The following is a 20651-nucleotide window of genomic DNA, read 5'->3' as shown; positions in this document are numbered from 1 at the left end:
CCCCGCAGGCCCCGCGCCCCGGGACCGCCCCGCAGGCGCCCGCCGGGTCTCCCGCGCCCGGTGCCCCCGTGCCGCCGGTCGAGACCACGGCCCGGCTCCGGCCCGTACCGCCCGCGCCGGCCGCCCGTCCCGGGCCGCCGCCCCCGCCCGCCGCCACCCGGCGCAGGCCCGTCGGCGCGGTGGACCTCACCCCGCGCCCCGGTGCCACCCCCGCCCCGCCCGGCGCCTACTACGCGTACGCCGAGACGCCCGCCGAGACCACCACCCGGCTCCGCCCCGTGCAGGCCCGGAACCCCGCCAGGACCGTGGCGGCCGCCGTCTGCGCCGTGCTCGGCCTCGGGCTCATCGGCGGTGCGGTCACCGGCAGTTGGCTCACCGGTGACTCCGCCGCCGAGCCGGGCGCCGCGAGCGCGTACACCGTGGGCCGCTCCGCCTGGCACAGCACGCCCGTCGACACCCTCTTCCCGCGCACGCTCAAGGGCGAGGGCGCGGGACCGGGAGCCACCGACCGCGTCTGGACCAGGGTCGCCGTCGCGAGCGACAGCGGCTGCGCGGCCGGCCTGGACCCGCTGCTGCTCAAGACGCTCGGCCCCGTCGGCTGCGAACGCCTGGTGCGCGCCACCTACACCGACGCCACCCGCAGCAGCGTCACCACCGTCGGCATGGTCTTCACCGAGGCCGACACCGAGGCGATGGGCGCGCTCGACACCCGCTTCACCACCCAGCACCTGGCGAACCGCTCCGACCTGATGCCCCGCACCTACCCGGTCAAGGGCACCGTCGCGGAAGGCTTCGGCGACCCGCAGCGCGCCAGCTGGACGGTCCACGTCCTGACCGAGCTGCCCGTCGTCGTGTTCGCCGTCTCCGGCTTCGCCGACGGCCGCGCGGTCACCGAACCGCAGCCCGCCGCAGCGGCCATGGCCGCCGACGCCACGACCGCCCCCGCCCAGGCAGGACTCGGCCACGAGGCGAAGGGCATCGCCGACCGGGTGGAGCGCACCCTGCGCAGGACCGTCACCGACCTCACGGAGAAGCCGGCATGACCCGTCCCCGCCGGCTCCGGGCGCTCGCCGCCGTGGCCACCGCCACCGCCTTCGCGCTGTTGCCCGCCGTCCCCGCCCGGGCGGACGCCATCCGCGACCAGCAGTGGGGTCTGGAGGCGCTCCACACCGGCACGGCCTGGCAGACCACCAAGGGCAAGGGCATCACCGTCGCGGTCCTGGACACCGGGGTCGACGACGACCACCCCGACCTCGCCGGCCAGGTGCTCCCCGGCAAGGACCTCATCGGCTTCGGCGCCGAACCCGGCGACCGCTCCTGGGCCCTGCACGGCACCGCGATGGCCGGCATCATCGCCGGGCGCGGGAACGGCCCGGGGCAGGGCGACGGCGTGCTCGGCGTCGCCCCGGAAGCCAAGATCCTTCCCGTACGGGTGATCCTGGAGTCCGGCGACCCGTCGCGCGGCAAGGCCCGTGAGACCCGCGGCACCGCGCTCGCCGACGGCATCCGCTGGGCGGCCGACCAGGGCGCCGACGTCATCAACCTCTCCCTCGGCGACGACAGCGAGTCGGCCCACCCGGAACCCGGCGAGGACGCCGCCGTGCAGTACGCCCTCGGCAAGGGCGTCTCCGTCGTCGCCTCCGCCGGCAACAGCGGCGAGAAGGGCGACCGGATCTCCTACCCCGCCGCCTACCCCGGAGTGATCGCCGTCGCGGCGGTCGACAAGTACGGCACGCACGCCGCGTTCTCCACCCGCCGCTGGTACGCCACCGTCAGCGCGCCCGGCGTCGACATCGTCGTGGCCAACCCGGACCAGCACTACTACATCGAGTGGGGCACCTCCGCCGCCTCGGCGTTCGTCTCCGGCGCCGTGGCCCTCGTACGCGCCGCCCACCCGGGCCTCTCACCGGCGCAGGTCAAGGCCCTGCTCGCGGACACCGCGGGCGACGCCCCCTCGGGCGGACGCGACGACTCCAGGGGCTACGGCATGGTCGACCCCGCCGCGGCGATCGAGGCCGGGGCGAAACTGCGCCCCGACGACCTGAGCGCGCAGTCCGCCCGGGCCGGCTACCGCGAGGAGTACTTCGGCTCCGGCCCCACCCCGCGCGGCGACGACGGAGGCCCGGCCGGCTGGCTGGCCCCCTCGGCGGGCGGTCTCGGAGCGGTGCTCCTCGCCCTGGCGGTGGTGCTCTGGCGCGGCAGGAACCCCGGCGGCAGGAACCCCGGCGGCAGGACCCCGGGCGGCAGGACCCCCGGAAGCTGGGGACCCGGCAGCGGGAGCCCCGGCGGACCCGGCCCGTACACCGGCGGGAACCCGCCCCCGCCCGGCTACAGCCCGTTCCCCGCCGGCCCCCGCCGCTGACCGGAGGGCGGCGGGGCTCCGCCTCCGGCGCCCCGCCCTCAGTCCGGCCCCGCCGCGCCCGGCCCTCAGCCCGACCCGCCCGCCGCGTCCGTCACGGCGACCGCCGCCTTCGCCACGGTCTCCACGAGGTCGATGCCCGCCTCCTGCGTCGCGTGTCCGCGCGACAGCACCGCCACCAGCACGGTGTGCCCGCCACTCCGTACCCGCCCGATGCTGTTGACGTCCCACAGCCCCGTCGTCGTCCGGGGCATCCAGCCGTTCTTCAGCACGGCGTCGGTGCCCGCCGCCGACACCCCCCACCGCTGATCCGCCTCGACCTGGCCCATCAGCTCCGTCAGGTACGCCCGCGAGGCCTCCGACAGCACCGAGTCCGCCCCGGACACCGCCTCCAGCAGCCGTACCTGGTCGGCGGCCGTGGTCTGGGTCAGCCCCCACGCGTGCACGGCCCTCGTCCCGGTCAGCCCCAGCCGTACGTTGGCCGCGTCGAGGCCCTCCTCCCCGCCGATCACCTTGAGCAGCTCGGTGGCCGAGGTGTTGTCGCTGCGCCGGATCATGGCCTCCGCGTACGCCTGCTCGGCGCCGTTCAGCTCACGGTCCTCGTCCTGCGCCTGGAGGAGCAGCGCCGCCAGGATGTCCACCTTGACGATGCTGGCGGCGTCGTACGTCCCGTCCCCGTAGGCGGCGCTCGCCCCGCTCTCCGTGTCCAGCACGGCCACCGACACATCGGCGCCGTCCGCCAGGGGCGCCAGCGCGTCGGCCAGCTCCGCGTCGAGATCCACCTCGGACTCCTCGCTCGGGCCCGTCGTGGCCGACGGGCTCGAGGCGGACGATACGGCGGCCACGGCCGGTGACGCGTCATCCGGCCGGTGACCCACCAGATACGCACCACCGGCGGCGGAACAGGCCAGCAGCACGACGGCGGCGGCCACCGGGCCGGACAGCGCGGACCTGCGCGTTCTGTGACGGGGCATGGCCCGGACGCTAGGCAGCCCAGCTGGCAGCAGCCTGTGTCCGACCTGTCGCCCAGGTGAGAGAACCGACCCACTACGCTCGTCGTGTGGCGCTCAAGAACATCCCGGACCCCGGTTTCTCCGACGACGACGGCACTGCCTCGCCCGAACTGACGGCGGCCCTCGCCGCCTGGGCCGAGGACCGGACGGCCGTCGGACCCGTCCTCGCGGCTCTGCGCGACGCCCGGCTGCTCGTCCCGGTCGTCGCTGTCCTGGGCGAGGTCGAGGAGGACGAGAACGGCCTGCGCCGCGAGAAGACCAGCGACATGGCCGTGCCGACCCTCCAGGCCGGCGACCGGCGTGCCCTGCCCGCCTTCACCTCCACCGCCTCGCTGGCCCGCTGGGACCCGCAGGCGCGCCCCGTCGCCGTACCCCTGCACCAGGCGCTGCAGGCCGCCGCGCACGAGAAGGCGGACACGGTGGTGCTCGACCTCGCCGGGCCCGTGGCCTTCGAGCTGACCGGCCCGGCACTGCTGGCCCTCGCCGAGAACCGCACCAGCGCGGACCCGCTCGACGACCCCGCCGTCGTGGCCGCCGTACGGGACGCGGTCGCCGCCGAGCCCGCGGTGCTGCGCGCCCACCTCGGTCCCGGCCGGGCCGACGGCACCCTCGCCCTGGTCCTCACCCGGGACGCCGTGGTCGCCGACGCCGCCCGCCGGGTCGCCGACGCGCTGTCCGCCAGCGAGGTGCTCCGGGCCCGCCTGGTGCGCGGGATCGATCTGGCGCTGCTGCCCGCCGACGCAGAGGCCCCCGGCGAACCGCTGTTCACCCGCTGACGCGCAGGAGCCCGCCGCCTGTCGCAGGCGGCGGGCTCGAAAAGCTGCGGGGGGACTAGCCGTAGACGGGACCGGTGTACTTCTCGCCCGGCCCGTGGCCCGGCTCGTCCGGTACGAGCGAGGCCTCACGGAAGGCCAGCTGGAGCGACTTCAGGCCGTCGCGCAGCGGCGAGGCGTGGAAGGTGCTGATCTCGGTGGCGCTCGCGTCGAGCAGCCCGGCCAGCGCCTGGACCAGCTTGCGCGCCTCGTCCAGGTCCTTGTGCTGCTCGCCCTCCTCGGTCAGGCCGAGCTTCACGGCAGCCGCGCTCATCAGATTGACGGCGACGGTGACGATCACCTCGACCGCGGGAACCTCCGCGATGTCGCGGGCCATGTCGTCGAAGCCGGGATTCCCGGTGCTGGGGGTGGTCGCGTCGCTCATGCCCCACACGATAAGGCCACGTCGGCCCGGCTCCTCCTGCGGGAGCCGTCCCGACAGCGGGTTCGCCGTAGCCCCGGGGAGCTGCTAACCTTGTGTAACGACCGGCCGGACACCTATGTGCTCGGCCCACAAGTGGAGGCTCCGATCTCCCACCTGACCGTCCTCAGGGACGGCGGGTCACCGGTCAGGTGGTAGCCATCGTTCCGTACGGACGATGGGGCCGCCCGATTTGCGCCCCGCGGTAGCACGCGACGGTGTTCCGGTAGTTCCTGGAGCCCCGCCTGTGTCCCGTCCGGGGCGTTTCTGATTTTCCCGGTTCGGTTGGTCTCAACAGAAGACGTTACGCGGCTGTCCGCCAGGCGGTCGCGTGGTGCTACCGAGGAGGATCCATCAGCGCCGAGCCCCGCATCAACGACCGGATTCGCGTTCCCGAGGTGCGACTTGTCGGTCCCAGCGGCGAGCAGGTCGGGATTGTTCCGCTTGCCAAGGCCCTGGAGCTCGCACAGGAGTACGACCTCGACCTGGTCGAGGTGGCGGCGACAGCCCGTCCCCCCGTGTGCAAGCTCATGGACTACGGGAAGTTCAAGTACGAGTCGGCCATGAAGGCCCGTGAGGCGCGCAAGAACCAGGCGCACACGGTCATCAAGGAAATGAAGCTCCGGCCGAAGATCGACCCGCACGACTACGACACCAAGAAGGGTCACGTCGTCCGGTTCCTCAAGCAGGGGGACAAGGTCAAGATCACGATCATGTTCCGCGGCCGTGAGCAGTCCCGCCCCGAGCTGGGCTTCCGACTGCTCCAGCGTCTCGCTTCGGACGTCGAGGACCTCGGCTTCATCGAGTCGAACCCGAAGCAGGACGGCCGGAACATGATCATGGTTCTGGGCCCGCACAAGAAGAAGACCGAAGCCATGGCCGAGGCCCGCGAGGCCCAGGCCGCCCGTAAGGCGGAGCGTCAGGGATTCACCCCCGACGCCGAGTCCGAGGGTGACACCGCTGAGGCCCCGGCCGCAGCGGCCGAGGCTCCGGCCGAGACACCTTCCGAGGCGTGACCTCCGGGGGTCGCCATCCAGGCGCCCCCGGGTCCCTCGGAAACCACCCAAAGATCTGACGCCCCTGCAGTCCGGTGCCCGCACCGAGAGGGGCGCCACTGACGAGGAGATAACGGCGCGATGCCGAAGAACAAGACGCACAGCGGTGCCAGCAAGCGCTTCAAGATCACGGGCTCCGGCAAGGTGCTGCGCGAGAAGGCCGGCAAGCGCCACCTGCTCGAGCACAAGTCCTCGAAGAAGACCCGCTCGCTGACCGGCACGGTCGTCGTGGCTCCGGCCGACGCCAAGAAGGTCAAGAAGCTTCTCGGCAAGTGAGGCGCCGCCTCCGGTGAACCCGGGGGCACGACCTCGATCCGACCGGGACCAATTCGTTTCCGGGCCGGGTGAGTCTCCACTGCGACCACCCGACCCCGCTGCAAGGAGTTAAAAGTGGCACGCGTCAAGCGGGCAGTAAACGCCCACAAGAAGCGCCGGGCGATCCTCGAGGCCGCCAGCGGTTACCGCGGTCAGCGTTCGCGCCTGTACCGCAAGGCCAAGGAGCAGGTCACCCACTCCCTGGTCTACAACTACAACGACCGCAAGAAGCGCAAGGGCGACTTCCGTCAGCTCTGGATCCAGCGCATCAACGCGGCTGCCCGCCAGAACGGCATGACGTACAACCGCCTCATCCAGGGTCTGAAGGCCGCCAACATCGAGGTGGACCGCAAGATCCTGGCCGAGCTCGCGGTCAACGACGCCAACGCGTTCGCCGCCCTCGTCGAGGTTGCCCAGAAGGCCCTCCCGAGCGACGTCAACGCCCCGAAGGCCGCCTGATCCAGGCAGTCCTTCCGACGTTCCAGCGTTCGAGCCGGACCCGCAGGCGTGTGCCGTCTGCGGGTCCGGTGCGTTGCAGCACGTGTCGCGTACGTAGTCAGCCGTACGCGGAGAAACGTACGCAGAGAAGCTGACTTACGCAGAGAGGCTCGCCGCCGACCATGGGCACCCCCGAACTGATCTCCGCGCGGTCGCCGCGAATCGCCGCCGCACGCCGGCTGGCCAGGCGGAACTTCCGCGGCAAGGAGCGCAGGTTCATCGCCGAGGGGCCGCAGGCCGTGCGGGAGGCCGCCGCGCACCGGGGCACCGACGGCGAACCCACGCTCACCGAGCTCTTCGCCACCGTCGAGGCCGCCGACCGGTACGCCGACATCATCGACGCCGCCCGTGACGCGGGTGCCCGGGTGCACCTCGCCGACGGCGACGTGCTCGCCGACGTCTCGCAGACCGTCACCCCCCAGGGCCTGATCGGCGTCTGCCGGTTCCTGGACTCGCCCTTCGAGGAGATCCTCGCGGCGAAGCCCACCCTGGTCGCCGTACTCGCCCACGTACGCGACCCCGGGAACGCGGGCACCGTGCTGCGCTGCGCGGACGCCGCCGGCGCCGACGCGGTCGTGCTCACCGACGCCTCCGTGGACCTCTACAACCCCAAGTCGGTCCGCGCCTCCGTCGGCTCCCTCTTCCATCTGCCGGTGGCCGTCGGCGTAGCCGTGGAACAGGCCGTGCAGGGGCTCCGGGACGCCGGGGTGCGCATCCTGGCGGCCGACGGCGCGGGCGAGGACGACCTCGACGACGAGCTCGACGCGGGCACCATGGGCGGGCCCACCGCCTGGGTCTTCGGCAACGAGGCCTGGGGCCTCCCCGAGGAGACCCGCGCCCTGGCCGACGCCGTGGTCCGGGTCCCGATCCACGGCAAGGCCGAGAGCCTCAACCTCGCCACCGCCGCAGCCGTGTGCCTCTACGCCTCCGCGCGCGCCCAGCGCCCGGCACGCTGACCCACGCTGCCCCCTCCGCCGACCGATACGCGTCACTCCCCGCCGGGCCCGCCCCCAAGGGTGTCGCCCGCCCGCCAAGCCCTAGTAGGGTGACGAACTCGGGGGCCCACTGCACCGGTTCGAGAGGTGGGGTACGGGAAGATGGCTGTCGGCATGAGCAGGCCGCGAGCGGCACACACGGCCGCCGTGCGCGCCCTCTCCGACGGAGCCGGCGCGAGCCCGGTCCTCGGGGACCCCGCGGCGGGCATCGGCCCGGACGACCTGCCCGACGGCCTCGTCGTCGCCGACGAGAACGGCAAGGTCATCTGCTTCAACACGGCCGCCGCCCGGATCACCGCCACCGCCGTGTCCGACGCGCTCGGCCGCTCCCTGGACGAGGCACTGCCCCTGGAGGACCTCAAGGGGCGGCGCTGGTGGGAGCTGACCGACCCGTACGGCGGGCTCGCCACCCGGGTCGGCCAGCCCGAGCGGAACCTCCTGCTCCCCGGCGGCCGAGAGGTCCTGGTCTCCGCCCGTTACGTACGCGAGAGCCCGACCGGCCCGGTCCGCCGGCTCGTCGTGTCACTGCGCGGCACCGAGGCCCGCCGGCGCACCGAGCTCAGCCACGCCGAGCTGATCGCCACCGTCGCCCACGAGCTGCGCTCCCCGCTGACCTCGGTCAAGGGCTTCACCGCCACGCTGCTGGCCAAGTGGGAGCGGTTCACCGACGACCAGAAGCGGCTGATGCTGGAGACCGTCGACGCCGACGCCAACCGCGTCACCCGGCTCATCGCCGAGCTGCTCGACATCTCCCGCATCGACTCCGGCCGGCTGGAGCTGCGCCGCCAGCCCGTGGACATCTCCGCGGCCGTCGAACGCCACGTCCAGGCCCTCGTCGCGGCGGGCCAGGCGCCCGACCGGTTCCTCGTCAGGACCGGCCGGCCGCTGCCCGCGCTGTGGGCGGACCCGGACAAGGTGGACCAGGTCCTGGGCAACCTCCTGGAAAACGCGGTGCGCCACGGCGAGGGAACCGTCACCATCGATATCGCCCCGGCGCCCGCACCGGGCAAGGACGACGAGAGCGGAACGGCAGTCACCGTGAGCGACGAGGGTCCCGGCATCCCCGAGGAGTCGATGGGCCGCGTCTTCACCCGCTTCTGGCGGGGGAGCAAGCGCGGCGGGACCGGCCTGGGCCTGTACATCGTCAAGGGCATCGTCGAGGCGCACGGCGGGACGATCACCGTCGCCCGGGGACCCGGCGGCGGCGCCGAGTTCCGATTTATCCTGCCCGTGAGCACGCCGGCCTACCTGGTCTGAGCGGCCCACGGGCTTCTTCGCCTCCCGGCGGCCCGTAGACTCGACTTTTGGCACCTTTGCGTCCTCAGTCGTCGAACCAGGGTCGCCACCAGCCAATCGGAAGCACGGGAAGAGATGTCGGCACCGAACAAGTCGTACGACCCAGTCGAGGTCGAGGCACTGAAACCGGAAGAGATCGAGCGCATGCGGGACGAGGCGTTCGCCGCCTTCGCCGCCGCCGGCGACCTCGACGCGCTCGCCCAGGCGAAGACCGCGCACACCGGTGGTACCTCGCCCCTGTCGCTCGCCAACCGGGAGATCGGCGCCCTGCCCCCGCAGGCCAAGGCCGAGGCGGGCAAGCGCGTGGGCCAGGCCCGCGGCGCCGTCTCCAAGGCGCTGGCCGCCCGCCAGGCCGAGCTGGAGGCCGAGCGTGACGCCCGGGTGCTGGTCGAGGAGGCGGTGGACGTCACCCTGCCCTACGACCGCGTCCCGGCCGGCGCCCGCCACCCCCTGACGACCATCATGGAGCGCGTCGCCGACGTCTTCGTCGCCATGGGCTACGAGATCGCCGAGGGCCCCGAGGTCGAGGCGGAGTGGTTCAACTTCGACGCCCTGAACTTCGTGCCCGACCACCCGGCGCGCCAGATGCAGGACACCTTCTTCGTCCAGGGCGCCGACGGCGCGAAGAGCGACGAGTCCGGAGTCGTGCTGCGTACGCACACCTCGCCGGTCCAGGCGCGCTCGCTGCTCAGCCGTAAGCCCCCCGTCTACGTGGTCTGCCCCGGCCGGGTCTACCGCACCGACGAGCTCGACGCCACGCACACCCCGGTCTTCCACCAGATCGAGCTGCTCGCCGTCGACGAGGGCCTCACCATGGCCGACCTCAAGGGCACCCTCGACCACATGGTCCAGGCGCTCTTCGGCCCGGACATGAAGACCCGGCTCCGGCCGAACTTCTTCCCGTTCACCGAGCCGTCCGCCGAGATGGACATGGTCTGCTACGTCTGCCGCGGCGAGTCCGTCGGCAACCCGGACCGCCCCTGCCGCACCTGCGGCAGCGAGGGCTGGATCGAGCTCGGCGGCTGCGGCATGGTCAACCCGAAGGTGCTCGTCGCCTGCGGCGTCGACCCCGAGAAGTACAGCGGATTCGCCTTCGGGTTCGGTATCGAGCGGATGCTGATGTTCCGCCACAACGTCGAGGACATGCGAGACATGGTCGAGGGCGACGTCCGGTTCACCCGGCCGTTCGGGATGGAGATCTGATGCGCGTCCCGCTTTCCTGGCTGCGGGAATACGTCGACCTGCCGGCGACGGAGACCGGCCGTGACGTACAGGCCAAGCTCGTCTCCGTCGGCCTGGAGGTCGAGACCGTCGAGCAGACCGGGGCCGGCCTCAAGGGCCCCCTGGTCGTCGGACAGGTCCTGACCATCGAGGAGCTGGAGGGCTTCAAGAAGCCCATCCGCTTCTGCACCGTCGACGTCGGCACCGCCAACGGCACCGGCGAACCGCAGGAGATCGTCTGCGGCGCCCGTAACTTCTCCGTCGGCGACAAGGTCGTCGTGGTCCTCCCGGGCGCCGTGCTGCCCGGCGACTTCGCGATCGCCGCGCGCAAGACGTACGGCAAGACCTCGCACGGCATGATCTGCTCGACCGACGAGCTGGGCATGGGCGACGACGGCACGCACGGCATCATCGTGCTGCCGCCGGAGTACGAGCCCGGCACCGACGCGATCGAGCTCCTGGAGCTCGTCGACGAGGTCCTCGACATCGCCGTCACCCCGGACCGGGGCTACTGCCTCTCGATGCGCGGCGTCGCCCGCGAGACCGCCATCGCGTACGGGCTTCCGCTCCGCGACCCGGCGCTCCTGGACGTGCCCCCGCCCAACGCCCACGGCTACCCGGTAAAGGTGTCCGACCCGTTCGGATGCAGCAACTTCACCGCGCGTACGGTCACCGGGCTGCGGCCCGAGGCGCGCTCCCCGATCTGGATGCAGCGCAGGCTGCAGAAGGCCGGGATGCGCACCGTCTCGCTCGCCGTCGACATCACCAACTACGTGATGCTGGAGCTGGGCCAGCCGCTGCACGCCTACGACCGCTCCCGTGTCACGGGGACGATCGGGGTGCGCCGCGCCCAGCAGGGCGAGAAGCTCACCACCCTCGACGGTGCCAAGCGCGTCCTGGACTCCCAGGACCTGGTCATCACCGACGACCGCGGGCCGATCGGCCTCGCGGGCGTCATGGGCGGCGCCGACACCGAGATCGCCGACCACGCCGAGGACACCGGGACCACCGAGGTCGTCATCGAGGCCGCGCACTTCGACGCGATCGCCATCGCCCGGACCGCGCGCCGCCACAAGCTGAGCTCCGAGGCGTCCAAGCGCTTCGAGCGCGGCGTCGACCCGCAGGCCGCCGCCGCTGCCGCGCAGCGCACGGTGGACCTGCTGGTCCTCCTCGCGGGCGGTACGGCCGAGGCCGGTGTCACCGAGATCACCGCCCCGTCCGCACCCCGCACCATCGCGATGCCCGCCGACCACCCCGACCGGGTGGCGGGTGTCGCGTACGGCCGCGAGATCGTCGTACGCCGCCTCCAGCAGGTCGGCTGCGACGTCTACGGGCAGGACGAGCTGATCGTCACGGTGCCGTCCTGGCGCCCCGACCTCGCCGAGCCGAACGACCTGGCCGAGGAGGTCATCCGGCTGGAGGGGTACGAGAACCTCCCCTCCACCCTGCCGACGCCGCCGGCCGGCCGCGGGCTCACCGACCGCCAGCGGCTGCACCGCCGCATCGGCCGGGCGCTGGCCGGCGCCGGTTACGTCGAGGCGCCCAACTACCCGTTCATCGGTGACGCCGTCCTCGACCAGCTCGGCCTGGAGAAGGACGACGCCCGCCGCCGCACGGTCACCCTCGTCAACCCGCTCTCCGACGAGGAGCCCGCGCTGCGCACCACGCTGCTGCCCGGCCTGCTCGGCGCACTGCGGCGCAACGACGGCCGTGGCAGCCACGACCTGGCGCTCTTCGAGACCGGGCTGGTCTTCAGGCCCACCGGCGAGGAGACCAAGGCCGTACGGCTGCCCGTCGACCGCCGTCCCACCGACGAGGAGATCGCCGGGCTGGACGCGGCGCTCCCGCGTCAGCCGCGCCGCGCCGCCGTCGTCCTCGCGGGCGCCCGCGAGCAGGCCGGCTGGTGGGGCAAGGGCCGCCCCGCCGACTGGGCGGACTCCGTCGAGGCGGCGCGCAGCATCGCCCGCGAGGCGGGCGTCGAGGTGACGGTCCGCGCCGACCGGCACGCACCGTGGCACCCCGGCCGCTGCGCCGCGCTGTACGTCACGGTCGACGGCGAGGAGACCCTCTTCGGGCACGCGGGCGAACTCCACCCGCGCGTCGTCAAGGAGCTCCACCTCCCCGCGCGGACCTGCGCCATGGAGGTCGAGATCGACGTCCTGGAGCGGGCCGTCGACGGTCCGCTCCAGGCGCCCCGGATCTCCACCTTCCCGGTGGCGACCCAGGACGTCGCGCTCGTCGTCGCCGCGGACGTGCCCGCCGAAGCGGTGGAGAAGGCGCTCCGCGAAGGCGCCGGCGACCTGCTCGAATCGCTGCGGCTGTTCGACGTCTTCACCGGCGAGCAGATCGGTGAGGGCAACAAGTCCCTGGCGTACGCGCTGCGGTTCCGTGCCCCGGACCGCACGCTGACGGTGGAGGAGGCCTCCGCGGCCCGTGACTCCGCGGTCGCCCTGGCGGCCGGACGCACCGGCGCGGTGCTGCGCGGCGCGTAGGACCCACGGCAGTGAGAAGGGGCGTATCCGGCCACCGGGTACGCCCCTTCTGTTCTCGCCGGACGGCCCGGGGACCACAACGCACCCGGCTGTCATCGGGGCAGTGGGCTGTGCGGTCCGGCGCCGCCCGCCCTGCCACGGAGTGTCGGGCAGGCCGGCAGAACGAACGGCGCGGGGGCGGGTCGTCGAACTGTTACGAGGGGGAGCCGACGACCCGGCCGCCTCTTGCGAGGGACTCATTCAAGCGAGCGGCGCCCCGGCGCGGCAGAGCGCACAGCAGGATGGTTCGGGCATTCCGTTCACACCCCGTGTGAATCGTGCTCCACTTGGACCGTCCGGCACATGGTGGGTGGCGTCGCGGGGCTGGGCACGCGCTCCCCAAGGCCTTAAGGGCCAGGGGGACCCCATCGGCGTTGTCGTCAATCTTCCCCAAGGTCTCGGCTTCGCTCGACCAGGGGAGGCCCCAATCGCTCCGCGTTGCTTCAATCCTCCGCCTTGCAGCTGCACGCACCCAGCTCCGCTCCTTCTTCCACCCACCATGTGCCGGACGGTCTAAGCTCATTGCGACGCGCACATGGGGGGGCAATGGAGCCCAACGTCCTGCTCGAATCCCTGATCGACGAGGCGGGTGTGTCCCGCGCCGGACTCGCCGGCCATGTCAACCAGGCCGGCCGTGCCCGCGGGCTGTGCCTGCGCTACGAGCACACAGCGGTCGCCCGCTGGCTCAAGGGCCAGCGCCCGCGCGGACAGGTCCCCGACCTGATCTGCGAGGTCCTGGCCGGCCGCCTGGACCGGCCCGTCACGCTCGACGACATCGGCATGGGGATCCCCGGGATGCACACGGCGGCCCAGGGCGCCGGACTGTCCGGCTTCGTCGAGCACGCGACGGCCCTGTGGCGCTCCGACGAACAGCAGCGACCGCACCTCGCCACCGCGCCCGCCGTCACCGGCACGACCGCGGTGATGCCGGTCTGGGAGTGGGAGAACCCGCCCGAGGACGCCGATGTCGCCCGCCCCGGGCCCTGCCGCGTGAGCATGGCGGACATAGCGATGCTCCGCGCGGCCCGCGCGCACTACGAGCAGATGTACCGGAAGGCCGGCGGCATCGCGACCAGGTCCCGCATCGTCGGCTTCCTCAACGCCGAGACCGCGCCGCTGCTGCGCGGCGGGTACAGCGACGCCACGGGCCGCCAGCTCCACCGCGCGACCGCCGGGCTGGTGGCCGTCGCCGGCATCTGCGCCTACGACTCCGACGCCCACGGGCTGGCCCAGCGCTACTTCCACCAGGCGCTGCGGCTGGCCAAGGCCAGCGGGGACCGGGGGCTCGGCGGCTATGTGATCGCACTGCTCGTGAACCAGTCGCTGTACCTGGCCGAATTCCGCCGGTCCGTCGCCTTCGCCGAGGCGGCCCTGCGCGCGGCGGGCCCGCACATCACCCCGGCGCTGGCCACCGATCTGCACGCGATGCAGGCCAAGGCGTACGCCCAGCTCGGCGACCACCGCAGCGCCCTGGAGTGCATCCGCCGCGCCGAGAGCGAGTCGGGCCGCATCCGCAGCGGAGGTGAACCGGACGAGACGGGGTACGTCCAGCCGGGCCTCGTCAACGTCCAGGTGGCGGAGGCGCTGCTGTGCCTCGGCGATCTCGCGGGCGCCCGGGAGCACGCGGCGGCGGCCGTACGCTCCCCGGCGCACGACCGCGGGACCGTGCACCGGCTCGCCATGCTCACCCGTCTCGAACTGCTCCAGGGGGAGGCGGACCGGGCGGCCCGCACGGCCTCGGAGATGGCGGAACGCGCCCGGGGCATGGAGTCCCAGCGGCTCCGGGACCGGCTCCGCTCCGTACGGAAGCAGCTGGCCGCCAGCGGCAGTGCCGACGCCGCGGCGGCGGCCGGCGTCATCGACGGGGCGCTGCGCGTGCCCCTGTGAGCCTCGTCCCAGGAGCCTTCACGCGTTCCCCTGCGAGGCGGACCCTGCTCCGATGTTGCCATCGACCAGTCGGAAGGTGGCAGAACCGTGCAGTGGACGAACTTAAACGAACAGACCGTGTATGAGAATCGCTGGTTCCGGGTCAACCTGGCGGACGTCGTTCTCCCCGACGGCCGGCACCTGGACCACTTCCTCATACGGCTCAGGGCCGTCGCCGCGGCGACCGTCGTCAACGACGCCAACGAGGTCCTGCTCCTGTGGCGGCACCGCTTCATCACCGACAGCTGGGGCTGGGAGCTCGCTGCGGGCGTGGTGGAGGACGGCGAGGACATCGCCGCCGCGGCGGCGAGGGAGATGGAGGAGGAGACCGGATGGCGCCCCGGCGAGCTGCACCCGCTGATGACCGTGGAACCGGCCAACGGCCTCGTCGACGCCCGGCACCACCTCTTCTGGTCCAGGGAGGCGACGTACACGGGTCATCCGGCGGACGACTTCGAGTCCTCGCGCCGCGAGTGGGTCCCGCTCAAGCTCGTGCCGGACATGATCGCGCGCGGTGAGATACCGGCGGCCAACATGGCGGCCGGACTGCTGATGCTCCATCACATGCGGCTGGGCTGACCACACCTACCGGTGCGGCGGGCGTCCCGGCCCGAAGGCTCCGGCCGCCCGCGGCACCGGCGGAAGCGGTTCACTCGTACGGGTAGAAGCCCGAACCCGTCTTGCGGCCGAGCCGGCCCGCGTCGACCATCCGCTGGAGCAGCGGGGGAGCGGCGTACAGGGGCTCCTTGTACTCGGCGTACATGGAGTCGGCGACCGAGGCCACGGTGTCCAGGCCGATCAGGTCGGCGAGCTTGAGCGGGCCCATCGGGTGGGCGCAGCCCATCTCCATGCCGTTGTCGATGTCCTCGCGGCTGGCGATACCCGACTCGAACATCCGGATCGCCGAGAGCAGGTACGGGATCAGCAGGGCGTTGACGACGAAGCCCGACCGGTCCTGGGCGCGGATCGCGTGCTTGTCCAGCACGTTCTGCACGACGGCCTCGGCACGCTTTATGGTCTCGTCGGATGTCGTCAGCGCGGGGATCAGCTCGACGAGCCGCTGCACCGGGGCCGGGTTGAAGAAGTGGATGCCGATGACCTGGTCCGGGCGCGAGGTCGCCACGGCCAGCTTCACCAGCGGGATGGAGGAGGTGTTCGAGGCGAGGATCGCGTCCGGACGCGTCACCACCTGGTCGAGCACCTGGAAGATCTCGGTCTTGACCTGCTCGTTCTCCACGACGGCCTCGATCACGAGGTCGCGGTCGGCGAACTCGCCCAGGTCCGTCGTGAAGCTGAGACGGCCGAGCGTCTCGTCGCGCTCCTCCGGGGTGATCTTGCCGCGCTCGGCGGCCTTGGAGAGGGAGTTGTGGAGCCGGGTACGCCCTATTTCGAGGGCCTCGCCGGTGGTCTCGGCCACCATGACATCGAGGCCGCTGCGGGCACACACCTCCGCGATGCCTGCGCCCATCTGGCCACAGCCGACCACTCCGACGCGTGCAATGTCGGCCATAGAGTCCGTCACCTCGTGCCTTTCGCTGATCTTCGTGCGGCAGTCCCGTTTGATTCCGGTGCCCGCCTCGACCCCACGACGTTACTCCGCGACGCGGCTCCGGTGAGCTGCGGGTCGGGGAGCCCGGGGGCGGGCATGATCTGTGTCACGCACAGCCGACGGGACACACGCGAACCGATGAGCGAAAGGTGCACACATGCGTCGTATGGGCCGAAGGTCCCTGGTGTTGGGTGCGGCGAGCACGGTGGCCGCGCTGATGACGGCGGGTGACGCCGTCGCCGCGCGCGGGCCCGCCTCCCCTCCGCACCGGCGCCGCCGCAGAGCGGACACGGGCGAGCTGCGCGGTGTGTGGATCGCCACGGTCGCCAACCTGGACTGGCCCTCGGCGCCGGGGCTGAGCGCCGCGGCCCAGGAGGCGGAGCTGATCGCGCACCTGGACCGGGCGGTCGCCCTGAAGCTCAACGCCGTGGTGCTCCAGGTCCGGCCCAGCGCGGACGCCCTGTGGCCCTCCTCGTACGAGCCGTGGGCCGAGTGCCTCACCGGGGTCCAGGGCAAGGACCCGGGCTGGGACCCGCTGGGCACGGCCGTGCGCGAGGCGCACGCCCGGGGGCTCGAACTGCACGCCTGGTTCAACCCGTACCGGGTCGCGAACCACACGGACCCCTCGCGACTGGTCGCCTCCCACCCGGCCCGGCAGCACCCGGACTGGGTCCTGCCGTACGGCGGGAAGCTCTACTACAACCCCGGGCTGCCCGAGGTCAGGGAGTTCGTCCAGGACGCGATGCTCGACGCGGTGAGCCGCTACGCCGTCGACGCGGTGCACTGGGACGACTACTTCTACCCGTATCCGGTGGCCGGCCAGGTCTTCGACGACGACGCGGCGTACGAGGAGTACGGCGAGGACTTCGCGACCAAGGCGGCCTGGCGCCGCGACAACACCGACCGGCTGGTGCGGGAGACGGCCGAACGCATCAAGGAGGTCAGGAGCGGCGTCCGCTTCGGGATCAGCCCCTTCGGTGTGTGGCGCAACGCCTCGACCGATCCGCTGGGCTCCGACACCGCGGCCGGTGTGCAGACGTACGACGACCTGCACGCCGACACCCGGAAGTGGGTCAAGGAGGGCTGGATCGACTACATCTGCCCGCAGCTCTACTGGAACATCGGCTTCGCCGCGGCCGACTACGCGAAACTGCTGCCCTGGTGGGCCGAGACGGTGCGCGGCACCGGCGTCGGCCTGTACATCGGTGAGGCCCTCTACAAGGCGGGCGACCCCGCCCAGCCTGCCGCCTGGCAGGACCCGGCCGAGCTCTCACGCCACCTGGACCTGGCCTCCGGCCATCCGGAGGCGGGCGGGCACGTCTTCTTCTCCGCGAAGCAGGTGAAGGCCGACCCCATCGGGGCCATGGCCCGGGTCGTCGCCGACCACTACCGGACCCGCGCCCGCACCCCGCACTGACCGGAGCCGGCCGCCCGCCCGCGCCGTACGGTCCGGACGCGGGGGCCGGGGACCACTCGTGCCCCCGGCCCCCGCGCGCTCTACCGGTCCCGGTCCTCGGGGGCGGTGTGCTGGACGACGCTGTCCGGGCCCGGGGACCTGATCGATTCGTGCCCGTCCTCGAAGCGCAGGCGGTACGGGGGACTGCCCCCGTCGCCGAGCACCTCGATGATCTCTGCGACCCGGTCGTGCTGTCCGACGGTCCTGCCGTGCGTCAGCAGCCGGTCGCCCGTGTGTGCCTCCATCGGGAGTGACCTCCTCACGGGTGGCGGTCCATGTCGACAAGTCTATGACCCGACGGGCGCCTCGGCCCTCGCGCGCCGCCCGCCGCGCCGTCCCGCGCGTTGGGTGACGGCGATGCAGACCAGCACCGCCACCGCCGCCACCGGGGCGGCGGGTGACACCTCCTCGCCGAGGGCGAGGAACGACCAGACCAGGGTGAGCAGCGGCTGCGCCAGCTGGAGCTGACTGGCGCGCGGGACGCCGATCTCCGCCATCCCCCGGTACCAGACGTACAGCCCGAGGAACGTCGACCCGGCGGCCACCCAGACCAGCCCGACGATCCCGTGCGCCGTGAGGTGGACCGGTTCGAAGGGCAGCGCCACGGCCGCTCCGGCCACCGCGAGCGGCAGGGCGAGGACGAGGGCCCAGCCGATCACCTGCCAGCCCGGCATCACCCCGGCCAGCCTGCCGCCCTCGGTGTACCCCGCGGCGCAGACCAGCAGGGCCCCGAAGAGATACAGATCGCCGCCGGACAGCTTCCCGCCGCTCTGCTGGACCGTGAAGGCGATCACCACGGCGGCCCCGGCCAGCGCCGCGACCCAGAAGGCGCGCGGCGGGCGGGAGCCGGTGCGCAGTGCGGAGAAGAGCGCGGTCGTCAGCGGCAGCAGCCCCACCACGACCGCCGCGTGCGAGCTCGTGGAGGTCTGGAGGGCCAGCGTGGTCAGCAGCGGGAACCCCACCACCACCCCGCCCGCGACGACGGCGAGCCCGGCCCGATGGCGGCGCTCGGGCACCGGGACCCGGCCCGCGAGCAGCGCGCAGCCCGCGATCAGCGCCGCGAGCACACTGCGGAGCGCGACCAGGGACCACGGGCCGAAACTCTCCAGACCCCACACCGTCGAGGGGAAGGTCAGCGAGAAGGCCAGGACACCGAGCGCGGCGAGCACGACACCGCTCCCGGGGCCCCGGCGCACCGCCTGCCCAGGAGCGTCAACCGCTATCGTCAGCTGATCGGTAGTGCTATCATGTGCTGTCATGCATGAGCGTAGCAGCGCGGCTGACCTGGTTGCTTCCCTGAGAAGCGAACTCAACCGCTACTCACCCGGTGGAAAGCTGCCGTCGAGCCGGACGCTCGTCGAGCGCTTCAAGGTCAGCCCGGTGACCGTCTCCCGGGCCGTCGCGCAGCTCGCCGCCGAAGGGCTCGTCGTCACCCGCCCCGGCTCCGGCGCCTTCCGGGCCGAGACCCGCACCCCCGCACCGGCCCCGGGTGACACCTCCTGGCAGGAGGTCTCGCTCAGCGGGAGCGGCGGACCCGAGGTCGTGCCCCGCACCGTCGACGCCTCGGGCGTTCTCGTCACGCTCGCCGAACCCCCGTCCGGTGTCATCGAGTTCAACGGCGGCTACCTCCACCCCGGCCTCCAGCCCGAGCGGGCCCTCGCCGCCGCCCTGGCCCGGGCCGGCCGCCGCCCCGGCGCATGGGGCCGGCCGCCCACCTGCGGACTGCCCGAACTCCGCGACTGGTTCGCCCGCGAGATCGGCTCCCCCTTCACCGGCTCCGACGTCCTGGTCACGGCGGGCGGGCAGAGCGCCCTGGCCACCGCGCTGCGGGCGCTCGCCCCGCCCGGCGCCCCCGTCCTCGTCGAGTCACCGACGTACCCGGGCATGCTGGCCGCCGCGCGCGCCACCGGACTGCGGCCGGTGCCCGTCCCCATGGACGCCGACGGGGTCAGGCCCGACCTGCTGGAGGCCGCCTTCCGCGCCACCGGGGCCAAGGTCTTCGTCTGCCAGCCGCTCTTCCACAACCCGACCGGCGTGATCCTCGCCCCCGAGCGCCGTGAGCGCGTCGTACGGGCCGCACGGCAGGCCGGCGCCTTCGTCGTCGAGGACGACTTCGCCCGCCGCCTCGTCCACGACGACGCCGGACCGCTGCCCGAGCCGCTGGCCGCCGACGACCCGGACGGCGTCGTGATCCATGTGCGCTCCCTCACCAAGATCACCTCGCCCAGCCTCCGGGTCGGGGCGCTGGCCGCCCGCGGACCCGTCCGGGAACGGCTGCGCGCGATCCAGGTCGTCGACAGCTTCTTCGTGCCCCGCCCGCTCCAGGAGGCCGCACTGGAATTGGTCGGCTCCCCGGCCTGGGAGCGCCATCTGCGTACCGTGGCCGCCGAACTGGGCAGCCGGCGCACCGCGACGGTCGCCGCCGTACGCGGCCGGCTGCCCGAACTCACCCTGGCGCACGTGCCGTCGGGCGGCGGCAGCCTCTGGCTCAGGCTCCCCGGGCCGGGCGCCGAGGAGCCCGCCCTGGTCTCCGCCGCCCTGCGCGCCGGTGTCGCCGTCGCCCCCGGCCGCCCCTACCACTGCGCCGAACCCCCCGCCGGACACCTCAGGCTGAGCTTCGCGGCCGTGTCCGGGCCCGCCGAGATCGCCGAGGGCGTACGCCGGCTCCGCACCGCCGTCGACGAGCTGCGGGCGCCGGGCGATAGCCTCCCCGGATGAACGACGACGGCGGCGCCGAGCGGCGCTACGAGATCTCCGACGACCCCGCCCGGCTCGACGCGGCCCGCATCCACCACTGGCTGTCCACGGACGCCTACTGGGCCCTGGGGCGCAGCCGTGAGCAGCAGGACCGGGCGATCGCGGGTTCGCTCAACTTCGGTGCCTACGAAGCCGGTTCCGGCGAACAGGCCGGCTACGCACGGGTGATCACCGACCGTGCCTCCTTCGCCTGGATATGCGATGTGTACGTCGACCCCGCGGCCCGTGGCCACGGCCTCGGCACCCGGCTCGTCGCCACCGCCCGGGACCGGCTGGCCCCGCTCGGGGTGCGCCGCTTCCTGCTCGCCACCAAGGACGCCCACGGGGTGTACGCGAAGCTCGGGTTCACCCCGCTCGCCGAGCCGGAGATGTGGATGTCCCTCCAGACGGGCTGAGGCAGGGTGGACGCATATGGCCGGGTGTCCTCTTGACCGGCGCGGCGCCCGG

At 73.0% G+C, this 20651-nt stretch carries 19 protein-coding genes and 1 pseudogene; 15 read left to right on the top strand and 5 right to left on the bottom strand.

Annotated elements, in window-relative coordinates:
• The first annotated feature begins 179 nt into the window (after positions 1–179).
• Together JKV81_RS06320 and mycP are read left to right on the top strand one after the other, a co-directional pair.
• Entirely contained in the window at positions 180–1043 is an 864-nt protein-coding gene (locus tag JKV81_RS06320; protein WP_202075115.1) for a hypothetical protein, read from the top strand.
• Positions 1040–2218, top strand: a pseudogene (mycP, locus tag JKV81_RS06315) (type VII secretion-associated serine protease mycosin); the annotation flags it as partial. The gene JKV81_RS06320 and the pseudogene mycP, both read left to right, overlap by 4 nt.
• A gap of 209 nt (positions 2219–2427) precedes the next feature.
• On the opposite strand, the gene JKV81_RS06310 reads toward mycP, so the two are convergent.
• The gene (locus tag JKV81_RS06310; RefSeq protein ID WP_129261480.1) at positions 2428–3333 is read right to left on the bottom strand and encodes a serine hydrolase; all 906 of its coding nucleotides are present in this window, start codon (positions 3331–3333) and stop codon (positions 2428–2430) included.
• 86 nt (positions 3334–3419) lie between these two features.
• Here JKV81_RS06310 and JKV81_RS06305 point away from each other — a divergent pair, with 86 nt between their 5' ends.
• Positions 3420–4148 carry an SseB family protein gene (locus JKV81_RS06305; RefSeq protein ID WP_129261478.1) on the top strand — a complete coding sequence of 243 codons (729 nt, stop codon included), beginning with the start codon at positions 3420–3422 and terminating at the stop codon, positions 4146–4148.
• 55 nt (positions 4149–4203) lie between these two features.
• On the opposite strand, the gene JKV81_RS06300 is transcribed toward JKV81_RS06305, so the two are convergent.
• Complete coding sequence (locus tag JKV81_RS06300) at positions 4204–4569, bottom strand: DUF1844 domain-containing protein (RefSeq protein ID WP_202075110.1); 366 nt, start codon at positions 4567–4569, stop codon at positions 4204–4206.
• A 389-nt stretch (positions 4570–4958) separates the two neighbouring features.
• On the opposite strand from JKV81_RS06300, the gene infC reads away from it, so the two are divergent.
• The 9 genes from infC (at position 4959) to JKV81_RS06255 (ending at position 15021) form a co-directional block, all read left to right on the top strand.
• On the top strand, positions 4959–5621 hold the full coding sequence (gene infC, locus JKV81_RS06295; RefSeq protein ID WP_124279653.1) for a translation initiation factor IF-3: 663 nt from the start codon (positions 4959–4961) through the stop codon (positions 5619–5621).
• 120 nt (positions 5622–5741) lie between these two features.
• Positions 5742–5936, top strand: a complete 195-nt coding sequence (gene rpmI, locus JKV81_RS06290; protein ID WP_099176763.1) for a 50S ribosomal protein L35 — start codon at positions 5742–5744, stop codon at positions 5934–5936.
• 114 nt (positions 5937–6050) lie between these two features.
• A complete protein-coding gene (gene rplT / locus JKV81_RS06285; protein WP_003970214.1) occupies positions 6051–6434 on the top strand; it encodes a 50S ribosomal protein L20 in 384 nt (127 codons plus the stop codon).
• 161 nt (positions 6435–6595) lie between these two features.
• A complete protein-coding gene (locus tag JKV81_RS06280; protein ID WP_202075109.1) occupies positions 6596–7429 on the top strand; it encodes a TrmH family RNA methyltransferase in 834 nt (277 codons plus the stop codon).
• Positions 7430–7570: 141 nt separating this feature from the next.
• On the top strand, positions 7571–8725 hold the full coding sequence (locus JKV81_RS06275) for a sensor histidine kinase (protein WP_129261474.1): 1155 nt from the start codon (positions 7571–7573) through the stop codon (positions 8723–8725).
• A gap of 114 nt (positions 8726–8839) precedes the next feature.
• Entirely contained in the window at positions 8840–9967 is a 1128-nt protein-coding gene (gene pheS, locus JKV81_RS06270) for a phenylalanine--tRNA ligase subunit alpha (RefSeq protein ID WP_124279656.1), read from the top strand.
• Positions 9967–12477 carry a phenylalanine--tRNA ligase subunit beta gene (pheT, locus tag JKV81_RS06265; RefSeq protein ID WP_202075108.1) on the top strand — a complete coding sequence of 837 codons (2511 nt, stop codon included), beginning with the start codon at positions 9967–9969 and terminating at the stop codon, positions 12475–12477. Before pheS ends, pheT begins: the two co-directional genes overlap by 1 nt.
• Positions 12478–13062: 585 nt before the next feature.
• Entirely contained in the window at positions 13063–14403 is a 1341-nt protein-coding gene (locus JKV81_RS06260) for an NsdA family TPR-like regulatory protein (protein WP_129261470.1), read from the top strand.
• Between the two features lie 87 nt (positions 14404–14490).
• On the top strand, positions 14491–15021 hold the full coding sequence (locus tag JKV81_RS06255; RefSeq protein ID WP_124279659.1) for an NUDIX hydrolase: 531 nt from the start codon (positions 14491–14493) through the stop codon (positions 15019–15021).
• 70 nt (positions 15022–15091) lie between these two features.
• Here JKV81_RS06255 and JKV81_RS06250 read toward each other — a convergent pair whose 3' ends face one another.
• Complete coding sequence (locus JKV81_RS06250; RefSeq protein ID WP_063746174.1) at positions 15092–15952, bottom strand: 3-hydroxybutyryl-CoA dehydrogenase; 861 nt, start codon at positions 15950–15952, stop codon at positions 15092–15094.
• 196 nt (positions 15953–16148) lie between these two features.
• On the opposite strand from JKV81_RS06250, the gene JKV81_RS06245 reads away from it, so the two are divergent.
• On the top strand, positions 16149–17408 hold the full coding sequence (locus tag JKV81_RS06245) for a glycoside hydrolase family 10-like protein (protein ID WP_124279660.1): 1260 nt from the start codon (positions 16149–16151) through the stop codon (positions 17406–17408).
• 80 nt (positions 17409–17488) lie between these two features.
• On the opposite strand, the gene JKV81_RS06240 is transcribed toward JKV81_RS06245, so the two are convergent.
• Together JKV81_RS06240 and JKV81_RS06235 are read right to left on the bottom strand one after the other, a co-directional pair.
• A complete protein-coding gene (locus tag JKV81_RS06240) occupies positions 17489–17692 on the bottom strand; it encodes a DUF1918 domain-containing protein (RefSeq protein ID WP_031097534.1) in 204 nt (67 codons plus the stop codon).
• A gap of 42 nt (positions 17693–17734) precedes the next feature.
• A complete protein-coding gene (locus tag JKV81_RS06235; RefSeq protein WP_202075107.1) occupies positions 17735–18706 on the bottom strand; it encodes a DMT family transporter in 972 nt (323 codons plus the stop codon).
• Here JKV81_RS06235 and JKV81_RS06230 point away from each other — a divergent pair.
• Positions 18705–20165, top strand: coding sequence for an aminotransferase-like domain-containing protein (locus JKV81_RS06230; RefSeq protein ID WP_129261462.1), 1461 nt, complete (start codon positions 18705–18707; stop codon positions 20163–20165). The two genes, JKV81_RS06235 and JKV81_RS06230, sit on opposite strands and share 2 nt — an antisense overlap.
• Positions 20162–20599, top strand: a complete 438-nt coding sequence (locus JKV81_RS06225) for a GNAT family N-acetyltransferase (RefSeq protein ID WP_202075106.1) — start codon at positions 20162–20164, stop codon at positions 20597–20599. The genes JKV81_RS06230 and JKV81_RS06225 overlap by 4 nt, the downstream gene beginning before the upstream one ends.
• Positions 20600–20651: the final 52 nt, after the last annotated feature.

Source organism: Streptomyces silvae (assembly GCF_016745505.1).
In the GTDB taxonomy this organism is placed as follows: domain Bacteria; phylum Actinomycetota; class Actinomycetes; order Streptomycetales; family Streptomycetaceae; genus Streptomyces; species Streptomyces silvae.
The sequence above is the reverse complement of the archived record's forward strand: the minus strand, read 5'-3'. Positions and strand labels throughout refer to the sequence as shown.